Here is a 25,419-nt window from a genome sequence, read left to right as displayed (position 1 = left end):
AAAAATTGAACAGGCAGATTCAGGATACATATCAAAATGTTTTTCAGAAATCCATTCTTTCTTCCCTGGATCTATCCTCAGCTTACCTGGAGAATACCTACAACTTCCAAAGAACTTTATCTGACATTTGATGATGGCCCTGTTCCCGGACCAACTCAATACGTTCTGGAAACACTTCTGAAGTCAGGTATCAAATCAACTTTCTTCTGCATTGGAGACAATGTCAGAAAGCACCCAGAAGTTTTTAACCAGATCATCAAAGATGGTCATGCCATCGGCAATCATACGTTCAATCATTTGAGCGGCTGGAAAACAAGCGCGCAATCTTACATTGAAAATGTAAATCTTTGTGAAGAGCAGATTCAGCAACAAGCGAAGACCCGGCTCTTCCGACCGCCTTATGGCCGAATTACAAGAACGCAGATCAAAGCTCTTTCTGATTATCAAATAGTAATGTGGGATGTTCTTACCCATGATTACAATAAAAACATCTCACCGGAAAACTGTCTGAAGGGTTCAATCGGAGCAACCCGGGAAGGATCAATTATTGTATTTCATGACAGTCTGAAAGCCGAGAAAAATATGACCTATGTTCTGCCTCGCTTTATTGATCACTTCATGAGTCAGGGGTATTCATTTAAAACCCTGCATTGAATTACCGATCTTTGCCATAATGGCGATTCAAAAAAGAGTTATCGTTTGTCCGCTCGACTGGGGTCTTGGTCACGCAACCCGTTGTGTCCCTGTTATCCGTGAATTGACAAAGAGAGGAGCGCAAGTCTTCATTGCCTCAAGCGGAGGTGCATTGGAATTGCTGCGCCAGGAATTTCCTCAGCTTGTCTTTTTTGAGTTTCCTTCCTATGACCCCGTTTATCAGGGCAAAGGTTCCATGTCATTCTCAATGATTCTTCAATTGCCGAAGTTCAGAAAGGTAATAGAGGAGGAGCATGTTGTGCTCGAAAGACTGATTCAGGAAAATAAGATCGATATCGTTATATCAGATAACCGATATGGTTGCTGGACCTCATCCGTAAAATCTGTTTTCATTACACACCAGGTCAATCTTCTGATGCCAAAAGGATTTATCTGGATGTCACCCGGAGTAAATCATCTTCTTCATCAGTATATAAAGAAGTTTTCACAGGTGTGGATCCCTGATATGCCGGAAGCGGAGTTGACGAAGCCTTTTACTTCCCGAAGCGTACCCAACCAGAAGTACATTGGCTGGCTTTCAAGATTTGAAGGCTCCAGGCCTGTCAAGCAGCAATTCGATATTCTCGCTCTGGTATCCGGGCGGAACCCCAGCGATCCATGTTTGAGAAAATAGTAACTGACGAATTAAAAAGATCTGGATTAAAGTCCTTGCTGGTAGTTGGCAAACCAGATACACCTTTTCATATTCAGAAAGGACGATTGGAAATTGTTAATCATCTCACTTCTGATAAGCTGCAGACCGCCATTCGCGATGCGGGCGTTGTGATATGCCGCAGTGGTTATAGTAGTGTGATGGATCTGATTGCAATGGGGAAGAAGGCTATCTTTGTTCCAACACCTCAGCAGCCGGAGCAGGTTTTTTTGGCAGATTATCTGAAGGAACAGGTTGTTGCATTTTCAATGGATCAAAAAAAATTTTCTGTTAAGGAAGGTATGAAGACGGTGGATCAGTTTAAGGGTCTGTCGTATTATGAATATGATAACGCGCTTCTGTTAAAGGCCATTGATTCTATAGTCGCATGAATGCATTTCTGAAAAGCTTTCGCTATGCTGTAAAGGGTATTAAGGTTGTTGTGAAAGAGCAGCGTAATTTTAAGATCCTGCTTTTTATTGCTGCGATCGTTATTGCTTTTGGATTTTACTTTAGCATCACTACGGCAGAGTGGATCGCCATTATTCTGGTCATTGGCATGGTGCTGGCAATGGAAATGATAAATACTTCCATCGAATACATCATCAACATGATCTCGCCGGAATATTCACATGTTGCTGGAAAGATCAAGGACATCGCAGCGGGAGCAACGATGATTGCAGCGATCGCTTCAGTCATAATTGGTTTTATTATTTTTAAAAAGTATTTACTGGGATGAGATTACAAGACCCTGTTACTGTTAATTCTGCGTCCGACTATTGGGTCGACACTCACACTCATATCTATTCAGAAGAGTTTAAGATTGATCGTGAAGATATGCTGGTGCGTGCTGGCGATGCGGGCGTGAAGAAAATGTTCATGCCCAATGTGGATCATGCCTCGATCGATGGAATGATGGAACTCGAACGAAAGTATCCGCAATCATGCTTTCCAATGATGGGACTTCATCCCTGTTCTGTAAAGAAGGACTTTGAAAAAGAACTCTATATCGTTGAGACGTGGCTCCATCAAAGAAAGTTTTGTGCAATAGGAGAGATGGGTACAGACCTTCATTGGGATAAAACATTCTGGGATCAGCAGAAGGAGGCTTTCCGGATTCAGGCAGCGTGGGCAAAGAAATTTGAATTGCCGCTGGTGATTCATAGCAGGGAGTCAATTGATGAGACCATAGAAATACTGGAGTCACTTTCAGATGATAAACTCACAGGTATCTTTCATTGCTTTTCAGGAACCGCAGATCAGGCAAAGAGAATAATCGCTCTTGGATTTCGTCTTGGAATCGGGGGAGTGGTAACATTCAAGAATGGTGGGTTGGACAAAGTGTTGCCGGAAGTGACGCTTAATAATATTGTCCTTGAAACGGATAGTCCCTATCTCGCACCTGTGCCTCATCGTGGTAAGAGAAATGAGCCGGCATATATACCTTTGATAGCTGAGAAAGTCTGTGACCTTATGAAAGTCAATATGAGCGAACTTCAGTCAGCCACAACTTCAAATTCCTTTAAGATATTTGCTAACGCTGGTATTTAATTTTAATTCACAATGAATCAGAAGCCCCTTACCGTCAACACTGCTACTCCCTTAAAGCCGAAGGCAAGGGTTATGATTATCTATACGGGAGGAACTTTCGGGATGGTGCATGATGCGAATGGAGTATTGCTTCCATTCGATTTCTCTTTGATCCTTGAGCATCTTCCAACGTTGCGAAATTTATTTCTGGAGATCACTATTATATCTTTTGATGAGCCCATTGACTCTTCCAACATAGAGCCTGAGCACTGGCAGATGATCGGCAACATTATTAAAGAGCATTACGAAAGTCAGGATGGATTTGTGGTATTGCATGGAACAGATACCATGGCGTATACAGCTTCAGCCTTGAGTTTCATGCTTCAGAATCTTGCGAAGCCTGTTGTATTTACAGGAGCGCAGTTACCAATTTCAGAACCGAGATCAGATGCACGTGAAAATCTTATAACGGCATTGGAGATTGCCTCAGCATGGGAGGATGGAAAAGCAATCGTACCGGAAGTTTGTATTTATTTTGACTATGAACTTCTGAGAGGATCTCGTGCAAAGAAAGTTGAGAGCATGCACTTTGATGCATTTAACTCTGGTAACTATCCGCCATTGGCGAAAGCAGGAGTGAAAATTGATTACAACGTATCGGCAATCAGGCCCTTGTCGGGAGGAAAGTTGAACCTCGTATCCAAGTTCAGCAGGGGTGTTGCTATTCTTAAGTTGTTTCCGGGTATTAATGCTGAGACCGTTGCTCCTGTAATTAGGAATCCAAATCTGAAAGCCCTGGTGATCGAGACCTTTGGATCCGGCAATGCACCGTCGGCGTCCTGGTTCATCGATCTGTTAAAAGAGGCAATCTCAGGAGGTCTGCTGATTCTTAATATTTCACAGTGTCCAGGAGGAATGGTGATTCAGGGAAAGTATGAAACCAGCAGGGCGTTGAGAGATATTGGAGTCATCAGTGGTGCAGACATGACAATTGAAGCTGCTGTTACCAAGCTGATGTTGCTGTTGGGGGAACATGGATCAGAGAAAACCAAACAACTGATAGGTAAGCCCATCGTGGGGGAGATGAGTGAGGACCAGATATAGGGGAACTTTCAATGTGTGAGTCACACAAAAGAAGTTAGTTTAACTATATAAGATTGTTTGGCGAAGCTCTCCTTCGCGAGCGACTCGCGGATTGCATCCGTCGTAGCTCGCTTCGCCGAAAGATTCGCGGATTGCATCCGCTGTAGTTCGCTTCAGCGAACGATGGCGGAGAGGGCGGGATTCGAACCCGCGATACCCGTGAAGGTATACACACTTTCCAGGCGTGCTCGTTCGGCCACTCTGACACCTCTCCAAAAAGGGTCACAAAGAAATAGAAAATAAGGGAAAAGACAGTTTTAGTTGTGACTTTTCGGAGGGTTAGGGTTTATTCTTACCGACTGTCAAACAAAAGCGAGTTTTTTCCGGTAAAAATTTGAGATTTCTTGTTTAGAAATGAACAAAAACTTTAATTTTGGCCACTTCAAGACTTAGACTTAAACCTTAAACCATGAAAAAACAATTCGCTATTCTTTTCTTTTTCGGAGTGCTCCTCTGCGGATCGATCGCCACGATTGCGCAGACAGCTGATACTACTAAAGCAGAACCTGCACCCGTTGAAGCAGCCCCTATGGCAGCTGAAACTCCAGCAGCTGACGCACCGGAAGAAATGACTTTCCATCAACAAGTAAAAGACTACTTCATTCAGGGTGGTGTGCCATTCATGTGGCCAATCCTGATTTGTTTGATCCTTGGTTTGGCAATCGCCATTGAAAGAATCATTACATTGAATATGGCTACAACTAATACAACCAAGCTTCTTGCTCAAATCGAAGATGCTTTGGCAAAGGGTGGTGTAGAAGCTGCTAAGAATGTAACTAAAAATACTCGTGGCCCTATCGCTTCAATCTTCACACAAGGTTTGATGCGCGCTTCTGAAGGAGTTGACATGGTTGAAAAATCAGTTGTTTCTTATGGCGGTGTTGAAATGGGTAAACTTGAAAGAGGTCTTATCTGGATATCATTGTTTATTTCACTCGGACCCATGCTTGGGTTCTTCGGAACTGTAATCGGGATGGTGTTCGCATTTGATGCGATTGAAGCTGCCGGTGATATTTCTCCTCAGGTTGTTGCGGGTGGTATGAAAGTGGCCTTGATCACTACCGTAGGAGGTCTTATCGTAGGTATGATCCTTCAGGTGTTGTATAACTATCTCGTTTCTAAGATTGATACGCTGGTGAATTCTATGGAAGATGCCTCTATCTCCCTGGTTGATATCCTGGTGAAACACAAACTTTCTAAATAATCTGACCTATGGATTTAATTGACATCGGTATCTACTTTGCATATATTCTATTCTTTGTTGCAGCAGGAGCAATGGTTGTTCTTCCATTGATCAATGCCCTTAGATCTCCTAAGGATCTTGCAAAATCTGCGATGGGAGTTGGTGCACTAGTAGTCCTTTTTATTATTGCATTCGCTCTCTCAAGTGGTAGCCTGAACGCAAAGTATGTTAATCTGGGTGTAACGACTGAATTTAGTTCTCGACTAATCAGCGCTGGATTGACAATGTTTTACTTTGTGTTTGCCATTGCTTTGATTGGAATGATCTATTCTGAAATCAGTAAAGCATTAAAATAGCCATAAACACATGCCACGTTCAACTCCAGAAATTCCGAATGCGTCGATGGCAGATATTGCGTTTCTGCTGTTAACGTTCTTCCTGGTAACAACTACGATCGCCAATGACCGTGGATTGAGCATACAGCTGCCTCCTCCTCCTGAAGCACAACAGGATTTGGAAGTAAAGATCCAGGAACACAATATGTTCAAGATTCAAATCAATTCATCTGATAACTTGCTGGTGGAAGGAAACCCAATGACCGATATATCCGGTTTGAAAGAAGAAATAAAGAAGTTCATCCTCAACAAGGGTGCTGATCCACTTTCTTCTGACTCTCCTGAAAAGGCCATTGTTTCCTACAAAACTGACCGTGGTACAAGCCACAAGAAGTTTGTGGAAATCCTTGACGTCATCCAGGCTGCTTACTATGATGTGTATGCAGATCAGGCTGGTGTTACAAATGCAAGATTTCGTGAAGCTGCTTCTGACCTCACAACTCAAGAGAACAGACAGATTTACGATAAAGGCAGAGCCGGAGTACCGATGCAGGTTTCTATTGCAGAACCTACAAAAGTTGGTAACTAATAATTTAACAAAGACTTAAGAAGACTATGTCAAAGTTTAAGAAAAAGGCTCAGGTAAAACAGGACATCCCGACATCTTCCATGCCGGATGTGGTTTTCATGTTGCTGTTCTTTTTTATGGTTACAACCGAATTGAGAGAAACAGCCATTGATGTACAACAGCGTATTCCTGAAGCTACCCAGCTTCGTAAATTGCTTCGTAAATCTCTGGTAACTAACCTCTACATCGGAGAGCCTAAAAAAACAGAACAATTTGGTAAAGAGCCAAAAATTCAGGCAGATGATGTGTTCATCGAACCTAAGGATATCATCCTTTGGGTGAACCGTCAGAAAGATTTGCTCGCTGAAAACGAACGTGATCAGCTGACAATCTCACTGAAAGTAGACAATGAAGCCAAGAGAGGTATCATCGCCGATGTGGAAACAGAACTCCGCAAAGCAAATGCCCGTAAAATCCTTTACACTACTCTTGAAAAGAAGAAAGAAGAAAAATAGAATTGTTTTTCAATAATAAAGGGACCTCCTGACAATGTCGGGAGGTCTTTTTTTTGGGTCTTAAGCGGATCTTTACATTATCTTTAATCTGTGAGCAGTCAAGTCATTACAACCCCTATCAATGACCCTAAGATCATCCGTGCCTGGTGCATGTATGACTGGGCCAATTCAGTGTACTCTCTTGTCATCACATCAGCCGTATTCCCTGTTTACTACAACGCCGTCACCACATCCAAAGACGGAGGTGACATCGTGCTCTTCTTTGGATATCCTATTGTCAATTCAGTTCTCTATTCCTATGCACTGTCTTTCTCTTTCCTGTTGATTGCTCCCTTTCTTCCATTGCTTTCAGGAATGGCAGACTATACCGGCAACAAGAAGGCGTTTATGAAGTTCTTCGTTTACCTCGGAGGCTTTGCCTGCATGGGTTTATTCTTCTTTACAAGAGAGAATGTAGAGTGGGGCATAATATGCTCCATCCTGGCAAGCATCGGGTACGCAGGAAGCATTGTCTTTTATGATGCCTTTCTGCCTGAGATAGCCTCTCCCGATCGTTTCGATGCCGTCAGTGCAAAGGGCTACTCACTGGGTTACTATGGAAGCGTGATCCTCCTTGTGATCAACCTGGCTATGATCCTCTCATGGTCCACCTTCGGCTTCCCCGATGAAGGAACAGCCACACGTTCTTCTTTTCTCATGGTGGGACTATGGTGGATCGGATTTTCTCAATTTGCATTCGCCCGTCTTCCCGACAATCCTTTTCAAAGAAAACCAACCGGCCGTGTTCTGTTTAATGGATATCGCGAGCTAGTAAAAGTCTGGAAAAGCCTCAGTCAGTATTTTAATCTGAAACGCTTCCTCTTTGCTTACTTCTTTTTTAACATGGGCGTCCAGACCGTCATGTATCTCGCCGCTTCTTTCGGCGCGAAAGAACTCAAGCTGGAAGATGGCAAGCTCATATTTACAGTGTTGATCATTCAACTGGTTGCATCAGCAGGAGCACACGCCTTTTCCAATATTTCCAAAAGACGTGGTAACAAAGCTGCCCTTATGATGCTGATCGGAATCTGGATCGGGATCTGTATCCTCGCTTACCTCACTACCAATGAATATGAATTCTATGGCGTGGCCTTCCTGGTAGGGATTGTCATGGGAGGAATTCAGTCCCTGTCAAGAGCAACGTATTCAAAGCTCATTCCAACCAATGCGATTGATCATGCTTCGTATTTCAGCTTTTTCGACGTGACGTTCACCATGTCCATCGTCTTCGGAACTTTCTTTTACGGTCTCATCGAACAGATCTCCGGCAGCATGCGCAACAGCACTCTCGCACTCATGGTATTTTTTATTATCGGAATGATATTGCTTTCAAGAGTAACCGTTACCAACGAAAAAACCTCAGAGGTTTGACTCTGAGGTTTTTTACTTAATGTATCCAGACCACTAAATTAATATCTCAGGTGCTTCACCGTTGCGCCGTTATTAATCAATTGCTTAAGTGAGTCGATTCCAATCTTTAGATGAAGGTCAACATAGCTTGCAGTTACTACTTTATCGCTTGCCTCAGTCTTCACTCCATCCGGTACCATCGGTTGATCCGAAACTAAAAGAATAGCACCAGCCGGAATCTCATTATAAAAAGCCGTTGAGAAGATCGTCGCCGTTTCCATGTCAATGGCCATCGCCCTGATCTTGATCAGATAATCCTTGAACTGTTCATCCCACTCCCAAACCCGACGATTGGTTGTATAAACAGTACCCGTCCAGTAATCCTGATTATTATCACGGATGGTAGTTGAAATTGCTTTCTGCAATGCGAAGGCTGGCAGGGCAGGAACTTCCGGTGGGAAATAGTCATTCGATGTTCCTTCTCCTCTGATGGCAGCGATAGGAAGGATAAAATCTCCCAGATCATTCTTCTTCTTAAGTCCGCCGCACTTGCCCAGGAACAGACATCCCTTGGGCTTAACCGCTGACAGACAGTCCATAATCGTCGCTGCATTCGGACTTCCCATTCCGAAATTAATAATGGTGATTCCTTCTGCAGTAGCACTTCGCATAGCCTTGTCCATTCCATGAACTTCCACGTTGTGCCATTCAGCAAATTTCTTTACATAGTTATCAAAGTTGGTGAGGAGGATATAGTCTCCGAAATCTTCCAGGGCAAGACCTGTATAGCGGGGTAACCAATTTTCTACAATTTGTTCTTTTGTCTTCATGTTGTTTTGATAATGATTGCGCTTCAGTTTCTGTTTGGGGTTAATAGCTGCTGTTAGCAACTCTGAAGCTGGCCTTGTGAATTTAGTTTGGATTCAGGTATTTTCGTTCCATGACTCCTCTCAATCTTCCGGCCTATGACTTCAAAGTTAAGAAGAGTGAGGGAAAAGTATGGATTTTTGATAGTCTGCGTAAAAAATTTGTAGTCCTTACCCCCGAGGAATGGGTAAGACAGCACTTTGCGAGCTTCCTGATTCAGGAGCATCATTACCCAAAATCACTCTTTAAGATCGAAGGAGGCCTTTCCTATAACAAAATGTTGAAGCGGTCAGACATTCTTATTCATGATCGTTCAGGTAAGGCATGGATGCTGGTGGAGTGTAAATCTCCTTCCATCAAGCTAAGTCAGAAGGCTTTTAATCAGGTGGCAATCTATAATATGACGATCGGAGCAAAATATATTGCTGTCACCAATGGCATGGTTCACTTCTGCTGCATCGCACCTAAGCCCGGTCAGGAGGGAAAGTTCCTGGAGGATTTTCCGGACTTCGAAAATCTGGAATCACCAGAAAGTCTTCAACTTTAAACTTTACTCTTTCGCTTTTAGTCTTTTCTTCTTTCCGATATCAAAATTTGCTCCTACAAGAATATTTGATTGCAGGAACAGAAAGTGCTGATCAGCTCTGTCTTCACTGAATTTCGTAGTTCGGATATCTGGCATGTTGATGTAGCCTGCTTTTAATTCACTTTGAATAAAGAAATGATCAAAGAACGTAATGTTCAGTCCTACAAATCCGCTGGCTCCATATCCCGCAAGGTGAAACTCATCATATCGCTCGTTGCCAAGCAGGGTAGTATTGGATTTAGGTAGCAACGCTCCAATTCCAAATCCTTCCGTAACATTCAAATCAATATTCGGTAAATGATATCTCCTCAGATTTAAGATGTTGTCAAACCTCCTGATCTCTGCATTGATATAATTGAGTCCGTCCGTATGCTCGAACATAAGGAAATCGGTTGATAGCAAAATGTTGTCATTGGTGTACGTTCCATCATAGCCGGTACCGCTGTTCTGGATCGAGCCGTTGATCCTGACATTCTGATCCTGCTGCATCACATATTTCATGTGGTCAAGTCCCAGGGAGATGCTCCAGTTATCTTTAAAGAAATATCCTATTCTGAAGTTGGTTTGAGGAATGGTGATCGCAGACGGATTAATATAGGGATCCAGCCCGAATGGAGTCTGGTGGTCTCTGGCCTCTACTTTGGCAAGGCTGAAATCGTAATTGGTTCCGTGAAAATGGATATCAGAATTCGTGTACCAATCGCTGTTCCAACCCCAGTAGGCAAAAAATTGATGCTTGTAATGTTTGGTGGAAAACGGCTGCTGATTTTGACCTTTCGAAATAATGGCGGTACCCAGGAAAAGAATAAAAAATACAGCTTGTTTCATTGATTGGATTACAAGGCAGCAAAGATATTCTTTAATTAACGCATTTAAAGATCCGAATTACTCCGTGTCTGTTTTTTGACTGCTTAACTTTCTCAAGGGTATTTCTGCTCTTATCTGAAGGATAGAATTTTTGGCAGGAAATGCATCATCTTTCACGACATACATCAGTCCTGTATAATACTGAAGCCCAAGCGTTAATCTTCTCCTGAACGCAATCCCCATCGTTACTCCGGCATCAAATTGATGCATAAGATATTTGGAGTCCACAATGAGCACATCATTTCCAGTTGAAGATTTATAAAAGTCCTTACTCCCTGTAGTAACCATAAACTGTGGCCCGACATTTACACTGAATCGATTGGTGATGTAATAACTGACAGGCGCTTCAATGCTGATACTGGTAGTCCTTCTTTCAACATCATCCGTTTTTAACCCAAGCCCTGAATAAACCGCCGGTGCCGGGAGATTAAGCCCACGGGCTCCTGTACCGTAAGGAAAGAGGATGCGTGGATCGATTGAGAATCGTTCAGCCAATTTAAATCTTCCATAAATTCCTATGGAAACGTGATTGGCTAATGTACTTCCACCAACACCTGAATAGGTTGTTGCACTGAAGCCAGCAATAATACCGATTTCTCTTTTTGGAATATCAGCCTGCCCAAAGCAGAAGACAGAAGTCATGGTCACTAGCAGTAAGCTCACTAACGGATTTGATTTCATTCTTAAATAAAGTTTAAGACTTCCCGGATGTTGTTGAGTTGCCGGAAGTTCTGATGTTCGACTTTCTTCTCAATTTTCTCATGACCCCACGTAACATGATAAGGTATATGAAATGCATGACCGCCGATATTAAGAACAGGCAGGATATCCGACTTAATTGAATTGCCGATCATCATAAATTCATGTGGCTGAATGTCCAGGTGACGGATGAGTTTCAGATAATCCGAATCTGCCTTCTCAGACATGATCTCTGTGTGATGGAAATAATTGATGATCCCCGATTTCTTTAGTTTGCGTTCCTGGTCCAGAAGATCTCCCTTCGTCGCAACCACCAGCCTGTATTTTCCTTTAAGTGCAATCAGAACATCTTCGACTCCCTCCAGTTTCTGAATAGGCTTATCAAGAAGCTCCTGTCCATATTGTATGATCTTCTCGATCACCGTGTTTCCAATGGTCTTGTCGGAAACATGAATAGCCGTTTCAATCATCGAGAGCATGAATGCCTTGATGCCATAACCGTACAGCGGGATGTTCTTTATTTCAATCCGCAGAAGTTCTCTTGCGGTACTATGTTGGGGAAGATATTCCTCCAATAGCTCAAAGAATTTTTTTTCCGTCTCCTGGAAGTAGATCTCATTATCCCAGAGTGTATCATCTGCATCAAATGCAATTACCTTGAGTTGGCTTTGGTCTGACATTGAAGAATTCCTGTTAATAATGAATTAAGATACAAAATTGTTCAAAAAGCCCTGAGCCAGGAGTTTTAGTTTTAAGATCTTTTAGACTTATTTTGAACATGGATCGCTCGCACTATAAAAAATCAGACATCATAGTCTTCGCCATCCTCATCCCGTTCATCAATCTCTTTAACTATTACCTGACCTACAACAATATCACGTTTAGTCTCAGAACATTTCTCACCTTCACAATCGATACACTGGAGGGATTTGTAGCCTGGGCTGTTATTCATGTGATCATTCTGTATCTCGACAAAAAAATTCCTTATGCCGGAAATGTTCTAAAGCGCATTATCATTCAGTTGATTTCAACTGTCGCCGCCGCAATTCTTTCAGTGATCGTCCTTACGTTTACCATAAATTATTTTGCAAGTGATAATCCTTTGCCCGCAGGCTTTTTTCTGTATGATATTTTTATCATCTCCGTTTGGTTTGTGGTCATCAACGGCATCTACATAGCAATCTATTTTTATCGCGAATGGCAGTGGGCGGAAAACAAAAGACAGGAAGACAATAAGATCAAAGCATCCGGGTTCAGAGTTAAGACAGGCAAGCAGGACTTATTGCTTTCGTTTGAGGAAATTGAAGGCTTCTGGGTGCAGGATGAGTATGTAAGCTGTTGTACCATTTCCGGTAAGAAGTATGTCTTGGATCAATCAATCGACAAGCTTGAAAAGATACTTCCCCTCTCATTTTTCTTCCGTTTGAATCGTCAGTTTATGGTCCATCGCAATTCTGTCGCCGGTTTTGAGCGATCGGAGAATGGCAAACTGAACATCCTTTTAAAGCCATCCCAATTCCTTCCGCCGGTCATCAACGTCAGCAGAACGAAGGCAGCGGATTTTAAAGAATGGTTTCAGTAGATCGTTAGGCAGTTCGCCGCTAAATCTGCTACACTTCACGGAGAAACTTTGAAATTGATCAGTCAGGGGCCTTTACAGCCGTATAATTCCCAAAAATTATACCTGCATGAACACCTCAGATCAACCCCTTCAGGACCAGATTTCATCAACCCGCTTTCATGGATTGGATGCCGCCAGAGCTATTGCCCTGCTGATTGGCATTCTTCATCATGGGATTGAATCTTTTGTCACCTACGCAAACGGTGACTGGATTACACAGGACTCACAAAGCAGCCTATTCCTTGATATTGTCTTTTACGTTTCTCACGTCTTCCGCATGCAGGCATTTTTCCTCATGTCAGGATTTTTTGCTCATATGATCTTCCATCGTAACGGACTAAAAGCATTTGCCCTCAATAGAATGAAGCGACTGGTTATTCCTTTCATAGTCTTCTGGCCTCTTCTGTACTTCTCTCTTTACAATTTGTGGATCTGGGGAATTCAGTATAACCAGGGCTTGTCATATGCCGCGGCCGTTGCGAAACTCCCATCGTACATGATCTGGTCTCACGGTTTTCCACTCATGCATCTTTGGTTTTTATATTTCCTTATTCTCTTTTGTGCCGGTGTTGTTGTCTTCAGATCTCCGATCGTTTCCTGGATCGATCCTTCATGCAGAATTCGTCATGCAGTTGACAGGTTAATTTCCTTCTTTATGAATCGCTGGTGGGGGAGTCTTGCCTTTGGATTGGCAATGGTAGGTCCCATGCTGGGAATGACGGATTGGTTTGGAGTAGATACTTCTGCATCAGGACTAATACCGAGAGCGGCATCTTTTATTATTTACGGATTATACTTTACACTTGGATGGTTTCTTCATCGCCAGTCATTCTTAATGGAAGGCATGAAGAAATTCAGAGTTGTCAATCTGTGCATGAGTATAGTCATAACATTTTCTGTTATCATCATTAGTCTTTTGTTCAGCGAACCAGCTGATCCTGCTGATGGCCGATTCATTTTGATGGGTATTAATACATTGTATGCATTTGCCTCCATGACGATGGTCTTTGCATTTATCGGGTTTATGCTCTCATGGTTTGAAGATCCCAGCCCGACGATCCGCTACATGGCAGACAGCGCCTATTGGGGATACCTCATTCATTTACCGATCATAGCATTTTTAGAGATCATTGTGGCAACTTCAGATATCGTGTGGCCTCTGAAACTATTGATCATCATCGTTCCAGCTGCTGTTTTGTTGTGGTTCACCTATCAATACGGCGTGCGAAACACCTGGATTGGAATTCTTCTGAATGGCAAAAGAAAAGGTTAGGACTTTCTCAGGATTTTATTGATATTTTAATTCAGATAATGGATTAAAATATCAATATGATGTTAAGAAGCATTTTAGCTCTCGTGTTTATAAGCCTTTGCTCACACATTCATGCTCAACAAGCACGGCTGATTGTAAGAGGGGATGATATGGGTTATTCCCATTCCGGGAATGAAGCGATCATTAAATCTTTTAAAGAAGGCATTGAATCTTCTATTGAGATCATCGTTCCGTCACCCTGGTTTCCGGAGGCGGCAAGATTGCTGAATGAATATCCTCAGATCGATGTAGGCATTCATCTTGCGATCACCAGCGAGTGGGACAATATCAAATGGCGACCGTTATCAGAATGTCCCAGCATTGTGAACGCTGATGGCTATTTCTTTCCCATGTTATTTCCCAACAAAAATTATCCGGGACAATCTGTCTCCGAGAACCAATGGAAGATTGAAGACATTGAGAAAGAATTCAGAGCTCAGATCGAACTCGCGTTGAAGAAGATCCCCCGCATCAGTCATATCTCTTCTCACATGGGTTGCACAGATCTTGCACCCGCCGTTAAAGCAATGACAAAGCGTCTGGCAAAAGAGTATAAGATCGACATTGACTTGTCGGAATACCAGGTGGAGTATGTTGCGATGGAAGGTGCCCGGAAAACATCGGAAGAGAAAATTCAAAGCTTTATGAAGATGCTTGACAAGCTTCAGCCGGGAAAAAACTACCTGTTTGTCGAGCATCCTGGTTTTGATAATGCAGAGCTGCGGGCTGTTTCTCATATTGGCTATGAAAATGTTGCTGAAGACCGGCAGGGAGTAACGGATCTTTTTACAAACGATAAAGTAAAAGAAATGATCAGGAAGAAGGGTATACTTCTGATTGGTTATAAAGATCTTCTGACGGGAAAGAAATGATTCACTTTTAAGTAGCTTCGAACCTTACCACGTAGCGCCGCTACAGAACTTCCGTGCTGTCATCCCTTAGTTTAGAAAGTATCGCCATTGTCATTGCTGTAGCACTCCTGATCGGCATGGCGAAGACCGGTGTTCATGGTGCCGGAATGCTTTGTGTCCCCCTGTTTGCAATAGTGTATGGTGGTAAATTATCAAGCGGACTGATGTTGCCGCTGCTCGTCATTGCAGACGTCATGGGTGTCTGGTACTATCATCGTCATGCTTCTTTTGCGCATTTGAAGATCCTGTTCCCCTGGGCAGCATTAGGTGTCATCGCAGGAAGCTGGGCGGGTAACTACATCCCTGAAGATACATTCAGGGTCATCATGGCCATCACTATTTTCGCCAGTCTGATTGCAATGATATGGCTTGAGCTGGGAGGGAAGGAAAAAATTCCTGATAGTATTTACTTAGGGATCGCTGCAGGATTTCTGGGAGGATTTACTTCGATGGTTGGCAATCTTGCCGGCACTGTGATGGTAATTTATTTCCTGAGCATGCGGTTACCCAAGAATGTTTTCATTGGAACCACAGCATGGTTTTTTCTCGTCGTTAATTGGTTCAAGGTACCTTTCCATATCTGGGTATGGCATACCATCAACATAGACGGATGGATACTCGCACTCTATCTGACACCCGCTATTGTGCTGGGAGCCTTTCTCGGAATTGCCTTTGTCAAGAAGATGAGTGAAAATGTTTATCGCTGGTTTATTGTCGCCATGACATTGGTAGCTGCGATTGTAATGTTGTTGAAGTAGTTTATTGCGTAGCAAATTTTGCTCCTACCCAGACGGAAGGCAGTGCTGTTAACGCTAATGCAATAGGGTACCAGTGATCCGAAAGATCCCACCCAATCACAATCCCAACAATACTGAGGGCAGTTCCAATGCATCCAAGGATAAAAGCATTTCGCATCGGATCGGATGGTGAGAGTTTTGCGGTGACATAACCGCCTGCTATTCCATACACAGTTCTGTATAAAAGTGCGAGTGCCAGCATCCATGTCGAAAGTTTTCCTTCTTCCCGCGTTGGAAAGATATCGTTAGACTCAAGGATGTAGTCCGTTGCGATAGAAAGCAGGACAATCGTTATCATCCCCGCAAGGATGGCTCCAATACTTTTAAGGGTCTTCATGATCAATATTATTTAAGTTTCATGTAATAGTCCTTCTTCTTTTTATCAAGCTTCTCCAACGTGTTTCTGAGCATCGTTCTTGGCATAGTGGAAGCATGCTCATCAAGAAATTCAATGAGTCGCTCGTGATCTTTATCACCTGCGAATCTCAGCATCCATCCTGCGGCTTTCTGTACAAGATCTTCTGTTTCTTTCAAAAGCATTTCTGAGATCTTGTAAGTATCATTAAGATCACCGTGACGTATAAAATAGGTAGTACTCAGAATAGCAGTCCTTCGTTCCCACATATTCTTTGATTTAGCCATCTTGTACAGCAATGTTCTTGGCTTGTCAAATAAATAGCTTCCGGTCATGTGAAGACATCCCAGATCTACAAGATCCCAGTTGTTGATGCGATCATGTCTTCGCATGTAAAGATCAAATAACTCTTTTCGGCGGATGTCACCTGTGTGCTTGTCACGGGCTGATTTATCCATGATGCTTACTGCTCCAGCCCTTACTTCGTGAATCTTATTCTCCAGTAATTTTTCTATTTCTTTAACCGGCATGTTCATGAATTCCTTTGCTACTCCGAAAAGTGAACCCATCCGGATGCCCATAAATGTATCACCTGCACCATAAGATCCATCATCGGTCTTAAAATATCGCTGAAGCTTTTCTTTCTCTGCGTCTGATTGCAATGATTTTAATTTATCAATGAACTTCTTCGCGGTGAGTTCTTTTGATGAAATGACAGACTTGGTTTTTGGCTTGCTCTTTAAGCTTTTCCTTGCAGGCATGACTCCTGGATTATTTAAATCTAATTTATCAACTAAGATAAATTATTTAGCTCATCCCTTACTTCCATTAAAGCAAATCCAAGGAGATTCAAGCCCCTCCATGTTGCGGGATTTTCAATCATGGGAGCATCCTGACTCAATCCAATACCCCAGATCGTGTCAACGGGACTGGCTTCTACAATGATCCGATCACCGGTGCTGACGAGATAGTCTTTAAGCTTTTTACTCTGACTGAACTTATGATAGTTGCCGGCCTTTACGATGCCAAACTTTTCCTGATTCCACTTATCTTCATTGAAATTTCTGATCTGCCTGCCAAGTTCTTTTACAGCTCCGGGTTTATCGGAAAGAAGAATCTTCCGGAAGATCTCTGGCTCATTAAAGAGTATCGCCTTTTGTGCCATCATCCAATGTTCAGCAGTAGGGTAGAGAACCCCTTCAACAGTGAAAGGAGAGTCGTACCATTGACTGAATACAAATTTCCCTGCTTCATCACTCTTTGAAGAATGACCCCAGAAGAAAATATATTTTAAAATTTCTCCCTGGTTAAACCTTGCGGTGAGCGAGCTTATATCATACTTCATGTCTCCATGCTTTGTTGGATTTAAAGATAATCACTGTACCTTGTTTAAATACAAATTTCTATGAGTATCATACGGGATCGTGAACTATCACTGTCGGAATTAATTGAAGAATCCAATCTTGTTGTGGAAGTCGGGTTTATAAAGAAATATACAGAAGAAGTGGCAGTTACGAGAATGGATTCCTTTGAGACATTTCCGCCCTTTATCAAGAAGGGAAATATTTTTAAAGTAAAAGGAGTATTAAAAAATACAGCAAAGATCACAGTTCCGGAAGAGATCAAGGTTCCTGAAGAGAACTGGAGACGATCGCTCAGTCAGCATAAAGAAGCTGTCATGAATGGACCCAGCAAATCCTACACAGTGCCGGAATACAAGACGGAAGTAAAGTCGATCAGTAAGGCGGGAATACTATTCCTCCATCATTTCCAGGATATGTTTGATCTTACGGCAAAGAATGCATTTGAAGATTTGAACAGCAAAGAGAAAATAACGATGATCATCCAGGATGAGAATCCTTTTGATAAAGGTGTCAGATAGTGATCTCTATATTATTTCCTTCAGGATCCAGTATCACACTTTCGTAATACCCATCTCCGGTTGTTCTCGGCTCACTTTCAATAATGTATCCATCGGTGCGGAGACGTTCTGTAAGATTATTGACCTCTTCTTTGCTGCCTGCCGCAATGGCGAAATGAGCAATTCCTTTCACAGAACCGCGCTTTGCGGAAAACTCATTGATATCGTGCCGATGCATTAACTCTATTCGTGTCTTGCTTTCTCCGAAGGAAAGGAAATAGGAACTGAATCCTTTCTTTTCATTCCTGTATTGATCATTGGAAGTCAATGCAAAATACTTCGTATAAAATTCACGCATTCGTTCCAGGTCTTCCACCCAGATGGCAAGATGTTCGATCTTCATCAATTTGAATTTCTCTTAATATAATCTTCCAGTGTTCCCTTCTCTTTCATCTTGACGTATTTTTCTATGCTTTTGATTTTGGGAATGGAGCCACTGTTCTTTGTGTATACTTCCATAACGGCTTCTATTCCTTTAAGATTATTGGCAGCCTTATTATCAGCATCCCTGGTTTCAATTGTGTTTTTAGCCCACGCGCCCATAAAGATCATCAGCAGATCGGGTGAATCCATAAAGGTTACAATTTCCTGCTTGATTTCAATGTGAACATCCGGAGTTCCTGTAAGCCATTGCATCAGGTAGCGATTGGCCTCCGTCCTTTTTTCTTTTTGTTCGGTAAGGGGAGTCTTCATTAACCAGTCCACGCAGGAAAGAATGTTCTTTTCCTGAGCTGCAAAATCTTCACGACTCTCCAGCTTGATGTCTTCCGGAACCTTAAACTCCTGTGAAAAGGTTATCAGGGATGTAAATGCAAAAAGGAATGTGATGATGGTCTTTTTCATGTGGGATAGTTTATTCCAAAATAACAATATCGGAACTGAAGTACCATTTTCAGAATACGGTATAAATAAAAAACCCAACCCAGGCAGGGTTAGGTTCTTTTGCTGTTGAGCTTAAAATCTATCTATTGGAGGGATGCTCGTCTTGTCTTTCCGGAGAAGATAATCCAGTGAATACCTTCCGCCTCCTGTGATGACCAGTGTGATAGTCATGCCTGCCCAGAGAATAAAGTACTCATATCCTTCTCCGGCCTGATTGCCAAACCAGTTCATAAAGAATCCATTTGGTAAATGTGTTGTGAATACAATTCCTGCTGCAAGAAAAGTAAAGGCGACTCCAAGTGCTCTTGTTCCCAGGCCTGCCAGTAAGGCAAGCGTTCCTACTGTCTCAAGCAGGATAGTTAAAAATCCCAGAAGCCATGGCATCCCGATAGTTTCGGTAAAGAATTGCATCGTTCCGGTAAAGCCATATCCGCCGTACCATCCGAATAGTTTTTGTGCGCCATGCGGGAAGATAACGAGGGCAAGGACTACTCTGAGCAAGAGCAATGCTGAAGACAGATCTGATTTGGTGATTTGATTTTTCATTTTGATTAGTGTTTAAGCTGCGTAATAGAATTTTTCTCTGATGATCTTTTCGTCTTTCCATTCCTGGATGGAAACCTGTTTGTAGTTTTTAACACCCCATTCTTTGTGGGTGTAATCGTAATGCCACTCCACCATGGTGACTCCTGCACCAACAGTGATCTTCAGTGGACGTGCGCCACGGAATTCTGTGATGGAGGCAAAGAATTCTTTTTCGCGTTGGCGGTTGGCATCCTTCCCAACGGTAGGAGCGTTTTCATTTTCCTGCATGATCACGTCGTCGTGATAATACTTTTCAAAGGCCTCCAATGCCTTTCCCTGAAGTACTAAATCGTTCAGGTCTGTGATGTTCTCGAGTAGTTTTTTCATGTGTGCTTTTGTTTTATTTGATGGAACAAAGCACGGGCGAACGGCCCCCGGTAAAAATGAGGTAGGTTAAAAAGGGATATTAAACCAGGTTAATAAAGTTTCCCTCGCCAGATGAAAAGCTTATAAAAAAGGACACTCAATGGGACATTATCCGATACCTGACAGATATTAACCTGTGATTAGATGGGTATTGACCTATGAAAAGGGTATTAAGAACCTAGGCAGAACCTAGCCTGAACCTAGCCTGAACCTAGGTAGAACCTAGCCTGAACCTAGGTAGAACCTAGCCTGAACCTAGGCAGAACCTAGCTTGAACCTAGGCAGAACCTAGCTTGAACCTAGGCAGAACCTAGGGAAAGAGATGAAATTGGGTGACAGACATCACCAATTCCGACTAATTCCCAATTGCAAATCCATGTCTTCAAAATTCCGATCAGGATAACCAAAGACTGTGCAGAATGGCATCAAAATTTACGATCAAACAATGCTGATGTTACAGATTGTATGAATTTTTTTTTGTGGAGAGGGTCTTAGGCGAGTAGCTATGGATGACGCATGCCTTCAAATAAACCGTGCTTATCAAATATCAGCTTACTGATGAATACACTTCAAATTACCTGCTTCCGTTAATCTAATTTCCGAAGCAAAAAAATTATCATTGCTCAAAGACCAACTGACTTCTGATCTTGCTTAGAAACTCCTTTGTAATCCCCAGGTAGGAGGCAATCATATACTGAGGCACCCGCTGCTCAATCTCAGGATACATCTTTCGGAACTGAAGATATTTCTCTTTAGCAGTAAAGCTGAAATTTCTAACGATCCTTCCTTCAGACGCAACAAAAGCTTTCTGAATGATAATTCTGAAAAAGCGCTCAAGCCTGGGAATTTCCTTATAGAGAAATTCAAGGTTATCATACGAGAATTGTATCACCTCAGTATTTTCCAGGCACTGAACATTATAATTGGCAGGCGTCTGACTGATATAACTTCCAAGATCTCCCGTCCACCAGTTCTCAATGGCAAACATCACAACATGCTCGATTCCATTGTTGTCGGCATAGAAAGTTCTTACGCAACCTGAGATCACGAAGCTCTCAACTTTACAGATGTCTCCCTGCTGAACAATGAATTGGTTCTTCAGATATTTTCTGTGGATCAGTTTAGATTGAAGAAGAATCTCTTCCTGACTGGAAAGATCGACATACTTCCGGATGTACTTCAGAATGGGTTCGGCATTCATAGGACCTTGTTCCATCACTTATCCAATAATTTAAGCCATTTGGAAATAACTTTTTTCAGGTCTGCCTCTTTCGCTTTCACTTCCTTAAGATCGGAAAAATTGGCGATACGCCTGCCGTCAGCATAATCGCCTTCCAGCAAGCCTGTTTTATCTCCAACAATAGCACCGGATGGAAATATAAGTCTGATCGCGTCCTTCTTATGAAGATTGAATACAACGATATGCCTTTTATATTCTTTTGGATCAAAGGGTTTCATTTCCCCGGTATAGAAAAAGGAGGGAGCATTCCACTTTATTTCTTCACCGATCTCTTTATCCGTGCTGAGGATGATCTTTCTTAATGCCTCCATCACCTTCACCAGCGGATGCACGGCCGACTTCATGAACTGATCTACTTTTTCTGGTTCAGAAAGTTTGACCGTCGTACTCTTCTTCGTTGGCATTGCTAAATTTAATTAAATACTGAAGACAATAGATCGCCATACTTCAATAAAAATGCCTGCGACAGACTTGATCCATCGCAGGCATTTAAAAATCTGACAAATAACTTATCCTAAAAACTCTTTCACTTCTGTGAATGGTAAGTTGAATGAATCGGCAACAGCCTTATACACTACTTTACCCTGGATAACATTCAATCCCTTTCTCAGCTCCATGCTCTCCTGACAGGCTTTCTTCCATCCCTGATTCGCAAGCTTGATCGCATAAGGCAACGTTGCATTTGTAAGGGCAAGGGTAGAAGTGTATGGAACTGCTCCTGGCATATTCGCCACACAATAATGAACTACATCATCAATAATATAAGTAGGATTCTCGTGGGTTGTTGGCTTACATGTTTCGATACAACCACCCTGATCCACCGCAACGTCCACTAGCACGGTACCCGGTCTCATAGTCTTTAACATGTCGCGTGTGATCAGCTTCGGTGCTTTCGCTCCCGGAACCAGCACGGCTCCAACAATAAGATCATGTGTCTTTACAAGTTCGCGCAGCACATAATCATTTGATACCATCGTATGAACATTCTTTGGCATTACATCGTCAAGGTAACGAAGACGGTTAAGATTGAGATCCGTGATGATAACATCCGCGCCCATACCCGCTGCAATTTTGGCTGCGTTGGTTCCTACCACACCGCCACCGAGGATCAGAACTTTACCAGGCATTACTCCGGGAACACCACCCAGTAATATACCGCGACCTTTCAAAGGTTTCTCAAGATATTTTGCACCTTCCTGTATGGCCATACGTCCTGCTACTTCACTCATCGGCACCAGCAGGGGCAGGCTTCCGTCAACACGTTCAACGGTTTCATATGCAAGACAAACAGAACCCGTTTTGATCATGGCATGTGCCAATGGCTCGTAAGAAGCAAAGTGAAAATATGTGAATACCAATTGATCTTTGCGAATGAGCGTGTACTCTTGCTCTACAGGTTCTTTAACCTTCATGATCATTTCAGCAATGCTGAAAATGTCTTCTGCAGTGGGAAGGATCTTCCCGCCGGCTTTTAAATATTCCTCATCTGAAAAGCCACTTCCTTCTCCAGCTTTGGTTTGAATGTAAACGGTGTGATTTCTGCGGGTCAGCTCTTGTGCTCCGGCAGGAGTAAGCGCCACGCGGTTCTCATTATTCTTAATCTCTTTTGGTACACCAATGATCATAATGATTATAAGTTTATAGTTCTGTGTTTGTTCTGATCTGAATTTTATCTGCAATGCTGCGTCAAATGTGTGTTTAACGAGCGGCGCGCAAAGTTAGAATTTTTCACTTAAATAAAACCCACTTTGAATACACAATCCAATCATGCATTTGCAGGTCTTTAAGACGCTGAATATGTGGGTTTGATTATAATAGGGTGACCATCCGGGGGTATTTATCTCTTTGAAAAAGAGGTGGGGAAACTTTGGTAAAAAACGGTGATTGGGTTCAATTCTTTCGTTCCTGACAGTAGTATCGCAATTTTATTGGGGTAAAATTTTCATTTTGAACCCTCTTCCTAATTTCTTTAATTTTGATTCAATCCATTCAATAGAACGTGAGCCAGACAAAAGCCATTAAGTCGAGATTTACGGAGAAGAAGATTGCTTCCATTCTGGCAGACTACAAGCTCGCTTGCGCCAGTCGTGAGGCAAGCCTGATTGGCCGTAAGGAAGTATTCATGGGTAAAGCCAAGTTTGGAATCTTCGGCGACGGCAAAGAGATCGCCCAGATTGCAATGGCAAAGGTCTTTAGAAATGGTGACTTCCGCTCCGGTTATTATCGTGATCAGACGTTCATGCTTGCCATCGGCGAACTGACGCTTCAACAATACTTTGCTCAGTTGTATGCTCATCCGGATGTGAATGCGGATCCCGCCTCTGCAGGAAGATTGATGAATGGTCATTATGCTACACGAATGCTGGATGAGAAGGGTGCATTCAAAGCATTGTCAAAATCAAAGAACAGCAGTTCCGACGTTTCACCAACAGCATCACAGATGCCGCGTCTAGTGGGACTTGCCTATGCTTCAAAACTTTTCAGAAATAATCCAGGATTAGCCGGACTGACCGATCTTTCCACCAAGGGAAATGAAATTGCCTTTGGAACAATCGGTAATGCATCGACTTCAGAAGGGATGTTCTTCGAAGCGATCAATGCTGCCGGAGTTCTTCAGGTACCAATGCTCACCGCAGTCTGGGATGATGCGTATGGTATCTCTGTTCCAAAAGAATTTCAGACAACAAAAGGAAGCATCTCCAAAATCCTTGAAGGCTTTCAGCGCGACAACAATAGCAAGGGCTATGAGATCTATAAAGTAAATGGCTGGGATTACGAAGCGCTTTGTAAAACATTTGAAGCAGCAGAAAAAGTTTGCCGCGAAGAACATGTTCCTGTGCTCATTCACGTAGATGAAATGACCCAGCCTCAGGGCCACTCCACTTCAGGATCACATGAGCGTTACAAATCCAAAGAGCGATTAAAGTGGGAAGTTGAGCATGACTGTAATCGCAAGATGCGGGAATGGATTCTTCAGAATGAACTCAGCACTCCGGAAGAATTAACAGAACTTGAAAAGGAAGCAAAAGCTTTCGCCAAATCCGAAAAGGAAGCAGCATGGAAAGCATTTAATAAAGATATTCAGCGCGATCAGCGTGAGTTGATGGGTTATCTTGAGGATGCCAAATCCCAGAATGAAGCCATCGATGATATTCGTCATGAACTTGAAAAGACCATCAATCCTCTTAGGCTGGATTCTGTAAAGGCTGCCAAAAGAACGCTGAGGCTTCTCATAGGAAAACCTTCTGAGGTTCGTGAAAAGATAATACAATGGGTAGAACGTACTTCTTCTGAAAATGAAGAGCGCTACAGTTCCCATCTCTACAGTCAATCAGAATGGTCTGCATTGAAAGTGAAGGAGCAGAAGGCTGTGTATTCAGACAACTCTTCATTGGTGGATGGTCGTGAGATATTGCAAGCTTGCTTCCGCGCTGCTCTGGAACGTGACCCTCGGGTGCTTGCTTTCGGAGAAGACGTTGGAAAGATTGGCGATGTAAATCAAGGCTTTGCAGGCTTACAGGAAAAGTATTCCGACCTGCGTGTCACTGACACAGGAATTCGTGAATGTACCATTCTGGGTCAGGGAATTGGCCTTGCGTTGAGAGGTCTTCGTCCTATTGCTGAGATACAATACCTGGATTATCTCTTGTATGCCATTCAGATCATGTCTGATGACCTTGCATGTCTTCAATATCGCACCAAAGGCGGACAGAAAGCACCGTTGATCATTCGTACTCGTGGTCATCGTCTGGAAGGTGTATGGCATGCTGGTTCCCCGATGAGCCTTATCCTCGGAAGTATCCGTGGTATCTATGTTCTTACACCGCGCGACATGACGCAGGCGGCAGGATTTTATAACACGATGCTTCAGTCTGACGATCCTGCTTTGATGATCGAGTGTCTGAATGGATATCGAATGAAGGAAAAGCTTCCTGATAATGTCAGTGAGTTTACAGTGCCGTTGGGTGTGCCGGAAGTATTGAGGGCGGGAACAGATGTTACCATTGTTACGTATGGATCTATGTGCCGTGTTGTGATGGATGCAGCTAACGAACTTGAGAAAATCGGAGTTTCATGTGAGGTGATCGATGTGCAGACATTGCTTCCTTTTGATATTCACCATTCAATAGTAGAATCACTCAAGAAAACCAATCGTATTGTTTTCGCAGATGAGGATGTTCCTGGAGGAGCTACCTCTTTCATGATGCAGAAAGTGCTGGAAGAGCAGGGGGGATATCATTTCCTGGATGCAAAGCCATTGACGATCACAGGCAAAGAGCATAGACCAGCTTATGGCACGGATGGTGATTACTTCTCAAAGCCAAATGCCGAAGAGATCGTTGACAAGATCTATCTCATGATGAGAGAATCAGATGCGGATAAGTTTCCTCCGATCTATTAA

32 protein-coding genes and 1 tRNA gene are annotated in these 25,419 nt (G+C 42.8%); 18 read left to right on the top strand and 15 right to left on the bottom strand.

Going from position 1 to position 25,419, the window contains the following annotated elements:
- Window positions 1–36 precede the first annotated feature (36 nt).
- From HOP08_17960 to HOP08_17935, 6 genes are read left to right on the top strand one after another with little or no spacing between them, the layout of a single operon-like run.
- Window positions 37–654, top strand: coding sequence for a polysaccharide deacetylase family protein (locus HOP08_17960; GenBank protein NOT76814.1), 618 nt, complete (start codon window positions 37–39; stop codon window positions 652–654).
- Between the two features lie 19 nt (window positions 655–673).
- On the top strand, window positions 674–1,327 hold the full coding sequence (locus HOP08_17955) for a hypothetical protein (GenBank protein NOT76813.1): 654 nt from the start codon (window positions 674–676) through the stop codon (window positions 1,325–1,327).
- On the top strand, window positions 1,312–1,737 hold the full coding sequence (locus tag HOP08_17950) for a hypothetical protein (GenBank protein NOT76812.1): 426 nt from the start codon (window positions 1,312–1,314) through the stop codon (window positions 1,735–1,737). Before HOP08_17955 ends, HOP08_17950 begins: the two co-directional genes overlap by 16 nt.
- On the top strand, window positions 1,734–2,084 hold the full coding sequence (locus HOP08_17945; GenBank protein NOT76811.1) for a diacylglycerol kinase family protein: 351 nt from the start codon (window positions 1,734–1,736) through the stop codon (window positions 2,082–2,084). Before HOP08_17950 ends, HOP08_17945 begins: the two co-directional genes overlap by 4 nt.
- Window positions 2,081–2,896 carry a TatD family hydrolase gene (locus tag HOP08_17940; protein ID NOT76810.1) on the top strand — a complete coding sequence of 272 codons (816 nt, stop codon included), beginning with the start codon at window positions 2,081–2,083 and terminating at the stop codon, window positions 2,894–2,896. Before HOP08_17945 ends, HOP08_17940 begins: the two co-directional genes overlap by 4 nt.
- 12 nt (window positions 2,897–2,908) lie before the next feature.
- Entirely contained in the window at window positions 2,909–3,979 is a 1,071-nt protein-coding gene (locus tag HOP08_17935; GenBank protein ID NOT76809.1) for an asparaginase, read from the top strand.
- 163 nt (window positions 3,980–4,142) lie between these two features.
- On the opposite strand, the gene HOP08_17930 is transcribed toward HOP08_17935, so the two are convergent.
- Window positions 4,143–4,232: transfer RNA gene (locus HOP08_17930), tRNA-Ser, on the bottom strand.
- 195 nt (window positions 4,233–4,427) lie between these two features.
- On the opposite strand from HOP08_17930, the gene HOP08_17925 reads away from it, so the two are divergent.
- From HOP08_17925 to HOP08_17905, 5 genes are all read left to right on the top strand, one after another.
- On the top strand, window positions 4,428–5,222 hold the full coding sequence (locus HOP08_17925) for a MotA/TolQ/ExbB proton channel family protein (GenBank protein NOT76808.1): 795 nt from the start codon (window positions 4,428–4,430) through the stop codon (window positions 5,220–5,222).
- An 8-nt stretch (window positions 5,223–5,230) separates the two neighbouring features.
- Window positions 5,231–5,557, top strand: coding sequence for a hypothetical protein (locus tag HOP08_17920; protein NOT76807.1), 327 nt, complete (start codon window positions 5,231–5,233; stop codon window positions 5,555–5,557).
- 10 nt (window positions 5,558–5,567) lie between these two features.
- Window positions 5,568–6,125, top strand: coding sequence for a biopolymer transporter ExbD (locus HOP08_17915; GenBank protein ID NOT76806.1), 558 nt, complete (start codon window positions 5,568–5,570; stop codon window positions 6,123–6,125).
- Window positions 6,126–6,151: 26 nt separating this feature from the next.
- Complete coding sequence (locus tag HOP08_17910; protein NOT76805.1) at window positions 6,152–6,619, top strand: biopolymer transporter ExbD; 468 nt, start codon at window positions 6,152–6,154, stop codon at window positions 6,617–6,619.
- 117 nt (window positions 6,620–6,736) lie between these two features.
- On the top strand, window positions 6,737–8,029 hold the full coding sequence (locus tag HOP08_17905) for an MFS transporter (protein ID NOT76804.1): 1,293 nt from the start codon (window positions 6,737–6,739) through the stop codon (window positions 8,027–8,029).
- A 38-nt stretch (window positions 8,030–8,067) separates the two neighbouring features.
- On the opposite strand, the gene HOP08_17900 is transcribed toward HOP08_17905, so the two are convergent.
- Window positions 8,068–8,838 (bottom strand): AMP nucleosidase, encoded by a 771-nt coding sequence (locus HOP08_17900; protein NOT76803.1) that lies wholly within the window; start codon window positions 8,836–8,838, stop codon window positions 8,068–8,070.
- Window positions 8,839–8,948: 110 nt separating this feature from the next.
- On the opposite strand from HOP08_17900, the gene HOP08_17895 reads away from it, so the two are divergent.
- Entirely contained in the window at window positions 8,949–9,422 is a 474-nt protein-coding gene (locus tag HOP08_17895; protein NOT76802.1) for a type I restriction enzyme HsdR N-terminal domain-containing protein, read from the top strand.
- A gap of 3 nt (window positions 9,423–9,425) precedes the next feature.
- Here the strand turns inward: HOP08_17895 and HOP08_17890 are convergent, their stop codons facing one another.
- The 3 genes from HOP08_17890 to HOP08_17880 form a co-directional block, all read right to left on the bottom strand.
- Window positions 9,426–10,247: a hypothetical protein gene (locus tag HOP08_17890; GenBank protein NOT76801.1), complete on the bottom strand. Its 822-nt coding sequence runs from the start codon at window positions 10,245–10,247 to the stop codon at window positions 9,426–9,428.
- 99 nt (window positions 10,248–10,346) lie between these two features.
- Window positions 10,347–11,009 (bottom strand): PorT family protein, encoded by a 663-nt coding sequence (locus HOP08_17885; protein NOT76800.1) that lies wholly within the window; start codon window positions 11,007–11,009, stop codon window positions 10,347–10,349.
- A 2-nt stretch (window positions 11,010–11,011) separates the two neighbouring features.
- Window positions 11,012–11,707, bottom strand: a complete 696-nt coding sequence (locus HOP08_17880) for an HAD family hydrolase (GenBank protein NOT76799.1) — start codon at window positions 11,705–11,707, stop codon at window positions 11,012–11,014.
- Window positions 11,708–11,805: 98 nt separating this feature from the next.
- Here HOP08_17880 and HOP08_17875 point away from each other — a divergent pair, with 98 nt between their 5' ends.
- From HOP08_17875 to HOP08_17860, 4 genes are all read left to right on the top strand, one after another.
- Window positions 11,806–12,609 carry a LytTR family transcriptional regulator gene (locus HOP08_17875; GenBank protein ID NOT76798.1) on the top strand — a complete coding sequence of 268 codons (804 nt, stop codon included), beginning with the start codon at window positions 11,806–11,808 and terminating at the stop codon, window positions 12,607–12,609.
- Between the two features lie 106 nt (window positions 12,610–12,715).
- A complete protein-coding gene (locus HOP08_17870; protein NOT76797.1) occupies window positions 12,716–13,921 on the top strand; it encodes an acyltransferase family protein in 1,206 nt (401 codons plus the stop codon).
- A 56-nt stretch (window positions 13,922–13,977) separates the two neighbouring features.
- Window positions 13,978–14,832, top strand: a complete 855-nt coding sequence (locus HOP08_17865) for a ChbG/HpnK family deacetylase (protein NOT76796.1) — start codon at window positions 13,978–13,980, stop codon at window positions 14,830–14,832.
- Between the two features lie 116 nt (window positions 14,833–14,948).
- Window positions 14,949–15,629, top strand: coding sequence for a sulfite exporter TauE/SafE family protein (locus tag HOP08_17860; protein ID NOT76795.1), 681 nt, complete (start codon window positions 14,949–14,951; stop codon window positions 15,627–15,629).
- 1 nt (window position 15,630) lies between these two features.
- Here HOP08_17860 and HOP08_17855 read toward each other — a convergent pair whose 3' ends face one another.
- Genes HOP08_17855 through HOP08_17845 form a run of 3 tightly spaced genes read right to left on the bottom strand, consistent with a single transcriptional unit; the run spans window position 15,631 to window position 17,368 of the window.
- Window positions 15,631–16,005, bottom strand: coding sequence for a hypothetical protein (locus HOP08_17855; protein NOT76794.1), 375 nt, complete (start codon window positions 16,003–16,005; stop codon window positions 15,631–15,633).
- 8 nt (window positions 16,006–16,013) lie between these two features.
- Entirely contained in the window at window positions 16,014–16,784 is a 771-nt protein-coding gene (locus HOP08_17850) for a DNA alkylation repair protein (GenBank protein NOT76793.1), read from the bottom strand.
- A gap of 32 nt (window positions 16,785–16,816) precedes the next feature.
- The gene (locus tag HOP08_17845) at window positions 16,817–17,368 is read right to left on the bottom strand and encodes an NADAR family protein (GenBank protein NOT76792.1); all 552 of its coding nucleotides are present in this window, start codon (window positions 17,366–17,368) and stop codon (window positions 16,817–16,819) included.
- Between the two features lie 60 nt (window positions 17,369–17,428).
- Here HOP08_17845 and HOP08_17840 point away from each other — a divergent pair, with 60 nt between their 5' ends.
- Window positions 17,429–17,905 carry a hypothetical protein gene (locus tag HOP08_17840; GenBank protein NOT76791.1) on the top strand — a complete coding sequence of 159 codons (477 nt, stop codon included), beginning with the start codon at window positions 17,429–17,431 and terminating at the stop codon, window positions 17,903–17,905.
- On the opposite strand, the gene HOP08_17835 is transcribed toward HOP08_17840, so the two are convergent.
- From HOP08_17835 to ald, 7 genes are all read right to left on the bottom strand, one after another.
- Window positions 17,898–18,287: a glyoxalase/bleomycin resistance/extradiol dioxygenase family protein gene (locus HOP08_17835; protein ID NOT76790.1), complete on the bottom strand. Its 390-nt coding sequence runs from the start codon at window positions 18,285–18,287 to the stop codon at window positions 17,898–17,900. The genes HOP08_17840 and HOP08_17835 overlap by 8 nt on opposite strands.
- Complete coding sequence (locus tag HOP08_17830; protein NOT76789.1) at window positions 18,287–18,787, bottom strand: hypothetical protein; 501 nt, start codon at window positions 18,785–18,787, stop codon at window positions 18,287–18,289. The genes HOP08_17835 and HOP08_17830 overlap by 1 nt, the downstream gene beginning before the upstream one ends.
- A gap of 111 nt (window positions 18,788–18,898) precedes the next feature.
- On the bottom strand, window positions 18,899–19,372 hold the full coding sequence (locus HOP08_17825) for a DoxX family protein (protein ID NOT76788.1): 474 nt from the start codon (window positions 19,370–19,372) through the stop codon (window positions 18,899–18,901).
- A gap of 12 nt (window positions 19,373–19,384) precedes the next feature.
- Window positions 19,385–19,738, bottom strand: coding sequence for a nuclear transport factor 2 family protein (locus tag HOP08_17820; GenBank protein NOT76787.1), 354 nt, complete (start codon window positions 19,736–19,738; stop codon window positions 19,385–19,387).
- Between the two features lie 655 nt (window positions 19,739–20,393).
- Entirely contained in the window at window positions 20,394–20,978 is a 585-nt protein-coding gene (locus HOP08_17815; GenBank protein ID NOT76786.1) for a Crp/Fnr family transcriptional regulator, read from the bottom strand.
- 14 nt (window positions 20,979–20,992) lie between these two features.
- On the bottom strand, window positions 20,993–21,421 hold the full coding sequence (locus HOP08_17810) for a DUF1801 domain-containing protein (protein NOT76785.1): 429 nt from the start codon (window positions 21,419–21,421) through the stop codon (window positions 20,993–20,995).
- A gap of 105 nt (window positions 21,422–21,526) precedes the next feature.
- Complete coding sequence (gene ald / locus HOP08_17805) at window positions 21,527–22,642, bottom strand: alanine dehydrogenase (GenBank protein NOT76784.1); 1,116 nt, start codon at window positions 22,640–22,642, stop codon at window positions 21,527–21,529.
- A 497-nt stretch (window positions 22,643–23,139) separates the two neighbouring features.
- On the opposite strand from ald, the gene HOP08_17800 reads away from it, so the two are divergent.
- Window positions 23,140–25,419 (top strand): transketolase, encoded by a 2,280-nt coding sequence (locus HOP08_17800; GenBank protein ID NOT76783.1) that lies wholly within the window; start codon window positions 23,140–23,142, stop codon window positions 25,417–25,419.

This window comes from Cyclobacteriaceae bacterium, from assembly GCA_013141055.1.
Classification (GTDB): domain Bacteria; phylum Bacteroidota; class Bacteroidia; order Cytophagales; family Cyclobacteriaceae; genus ELB16-189.
Note: the sequence above shows the minus strand (reverse complement) of the source record. Positions and strands in the feature narration are given on the sequence as shown.

What these genes read in the sequence shown, in the direction of transcription:
- HOP08_17960 (NOT76814.1), top strand. Translation starts at nt 37, where the DNA reads ATGTTTTTCAGAAATCCATTCTTTCTTCCCTGGATCTATCCTCAGCTT.
- HOP08_17955 (NOT76813.1), top strand. Translation starts at nt 674, where the DNA reads ATGGCGATTCAAAAAAGAGTTATCGTTTGTCCGCTCGACTGGGGTCTT.
- HOP08_17950 (NOT76812.1), top strand. Translation starts at nt 1,312, where the DNA reads ATGTTTGAGAAAATAGTAACTGACGAATTAAAAAGATCTGGATTAAAG.
- HOP08_17945 (NOT76811.1), top strand. Translation starts at nt 1,734, where the DNA reads ATGAATGCATTTCTGAAAAGCTTTCGCTATGCTGTAAAGGGTATTAAG.
- HOP08_17940 (NOT76810.1), top strand. Translation starts at nt 2,081, where the DNA reads ATGAGATTACAAGACCCTGTTACTGTTAATTCTGCGTCCGACTATTGG.
- HOP08_17935 (NOT76809.1), top strand. Translation starts at nt 2,909, where the DNA reads ATGAATCAGAAGCCCCTTACCGTCAACACTGCTACTCCCTTAAAGCCG.
- HOP08_17925 (NOT76808.1), top strand. Translation starts at nt 4,428, where the DNA reads ATGAAAAAACAATTCGCTATTCTTTTCTTTTTCGGAGTGCTCCTCTGC.
- HOP08_17920 (NOT76807.1), top strand. Translation starts at nt 5,231, where the DNA reads ATGGATTTAATTGACATCGGTATCTACTTTGCATATATTCTATTCTTT.
- HOP08_17915 (NOT76806.1), top strand. Translation starts at nt 5,568, where the DNA reads ATGCCACGTTCAACTCCAGAAATTCCGAATGCGTCGATGGCAGATATT.
- HOP08_17910 (NOT76805.1), top strand. Translation starts at nt 6,152, where the DNA reads ATGTCAAAGTTTAAGAAAAAGGCTCAGGTAAAACAGGACATCCCGACA.
- HOP08_17900 (NOT76803.1), bottom strand. Translation starts at nt 8,838, where the DNA reads ATGAAGACAAAAGAACAAATTGTAGAAAATTGGTTACCCCGCTATACA.
- HOP08_17895 (NOT76802.1), top strand. Translation starts at nt 8,949, where the DNA reads ATGACTCCTCTCAATCTTCCGGCCTATGACTTCAAAGTTAAGAAGAGT.
- HOP08_17885 (NOT76800.1), bottom strand. Translation starts at nt 11,009, where the DNA reads ATGAAATCAAATCCGTTAGTGAGCTTACTGCTAGTGACCATGACTTCT.
- HOP08_17880 (NOT76799.1), bottom strand. Translation starts at nt 11,707, where the DNA reads ATGTCAGACCAAAGCCAACTCAAGGTAATTGCATTTGATGCAGATGAT.
- HOP08_17875 (NOT76798.1), top strand. Translation starts at nt 11,806, where the DNA reads ATGGATCGCTCGCACTATAAAAAATCAGACATCATAGTCTTCGCCATC.
- HOP08_17870 (NOT76797.1), top strand. Translation starts at nt 12,716, where the DNA reads ATGAACACCTCAGATCAACCCCTTCAGGACCAGATTTCATCAACCCGC.
- HOP08_17865 (NOT76796.1), top strand. Translation starts at nt 13,978, where the DNA reads ATGATGTTAAGAAGCATTTTAGCTCTCGTGTTTATAAGCCTTTGCTCA.
- HOP08_17860 (NOT76795.1), top strand. Translation starts at nt 14,949, where the DNA reads ATGGCGAAGACCGGTGTTCATGGTGCCGGAATGCTTTGTGTCCCCCTG.
- HOP08_17855 (NOT76794.1), bottom strand. Translation starts at nt 16,005, where the DNA reads ATGAAGACCCTTAAAAGTATTGGAGCCATCCTTGCGGGGATGATAACG.
- HOP08_17850 (NOT76793.1), bottom strand. Translation starts at nt 16,784, where the DNA reads ATGCCTGCAAGGAAAAGCTTAAAGAGCAAGCCAAAAACCAAGTCTGTC.
- HOP08_17845 (NOT76792.1), bottom strand. Translation starts at nt 17,368, where the DNA reads ATGAAGTATGATATAAGCTCGCTCACCGCAAGGTTTAACCAGGGAGAA.
- HOP08_17840 (NOT76791.1), top strand. Translation starts at nt 17,429, where the DNA reads ATGAGTATCATACGGGATCGTGAACTATCACTGTCGGAATTAATTGAA.
- HOP08_17835 (NOT76790.1), bottom strand. Translation starts at nt 18,287, where the DNA reads ATGAAGATCGAACATCTTGCCATCTGGGTGGAAGACCTGGAACGAATG.
- HOP08_17830 (NOT76789.1), bottom strand. Translation starts at nt 18,787, where the DNA reads ATGAAAAAGACCATCATCACATTCCTTTTTGCATTTACATCCCTGATA.
- HOP08_17825 (NOT76788.1), bottom strand. Translation starts at nt 19,372, where the DNA reads ATGAAAAATCAAATCACCAAATCAGATCTGTCTTCAGCATTGCTCTTG.
- HOP08_17820 (NOT76787.1), bottom strand. Translation starts at nt 19,738, where the DNA reads ATGAAAAAACTACTCGAGAACATCACAGACCTGAACGATTTAGTACTT.
- HOP08_17815 (NOT76786.1), bottom strand. Translation starts at nt 20,978, where the DNA reads ATGAATGCCGAACCCATTCTGAAGTACATCCGGAAGTATGTCGATCTT.
- HOP08_17810 (NOT76785.1), bottom strand. Translation starts at nt 21,421, where the DNA reads ATGCCAACGAAGAAGAGTACGACGGTCAAACTTTCTGAACCAGAAAAA.
- ald (NOT76784.1), bottom strand. Translation starts at nt 22,642, where the DNA reads ATGATCATTGGTGTACCAAAAGAGATTAAGAATAATGAGAACCGCGTG.
- HOP08_17800 (NOT76783.1), top strand. Translation starts at nt 23,140, where the DNA reads ATGGGTAAAGCCAAGTTTGGAATCTTCGGCGACGGCAAAGAGATCGCC.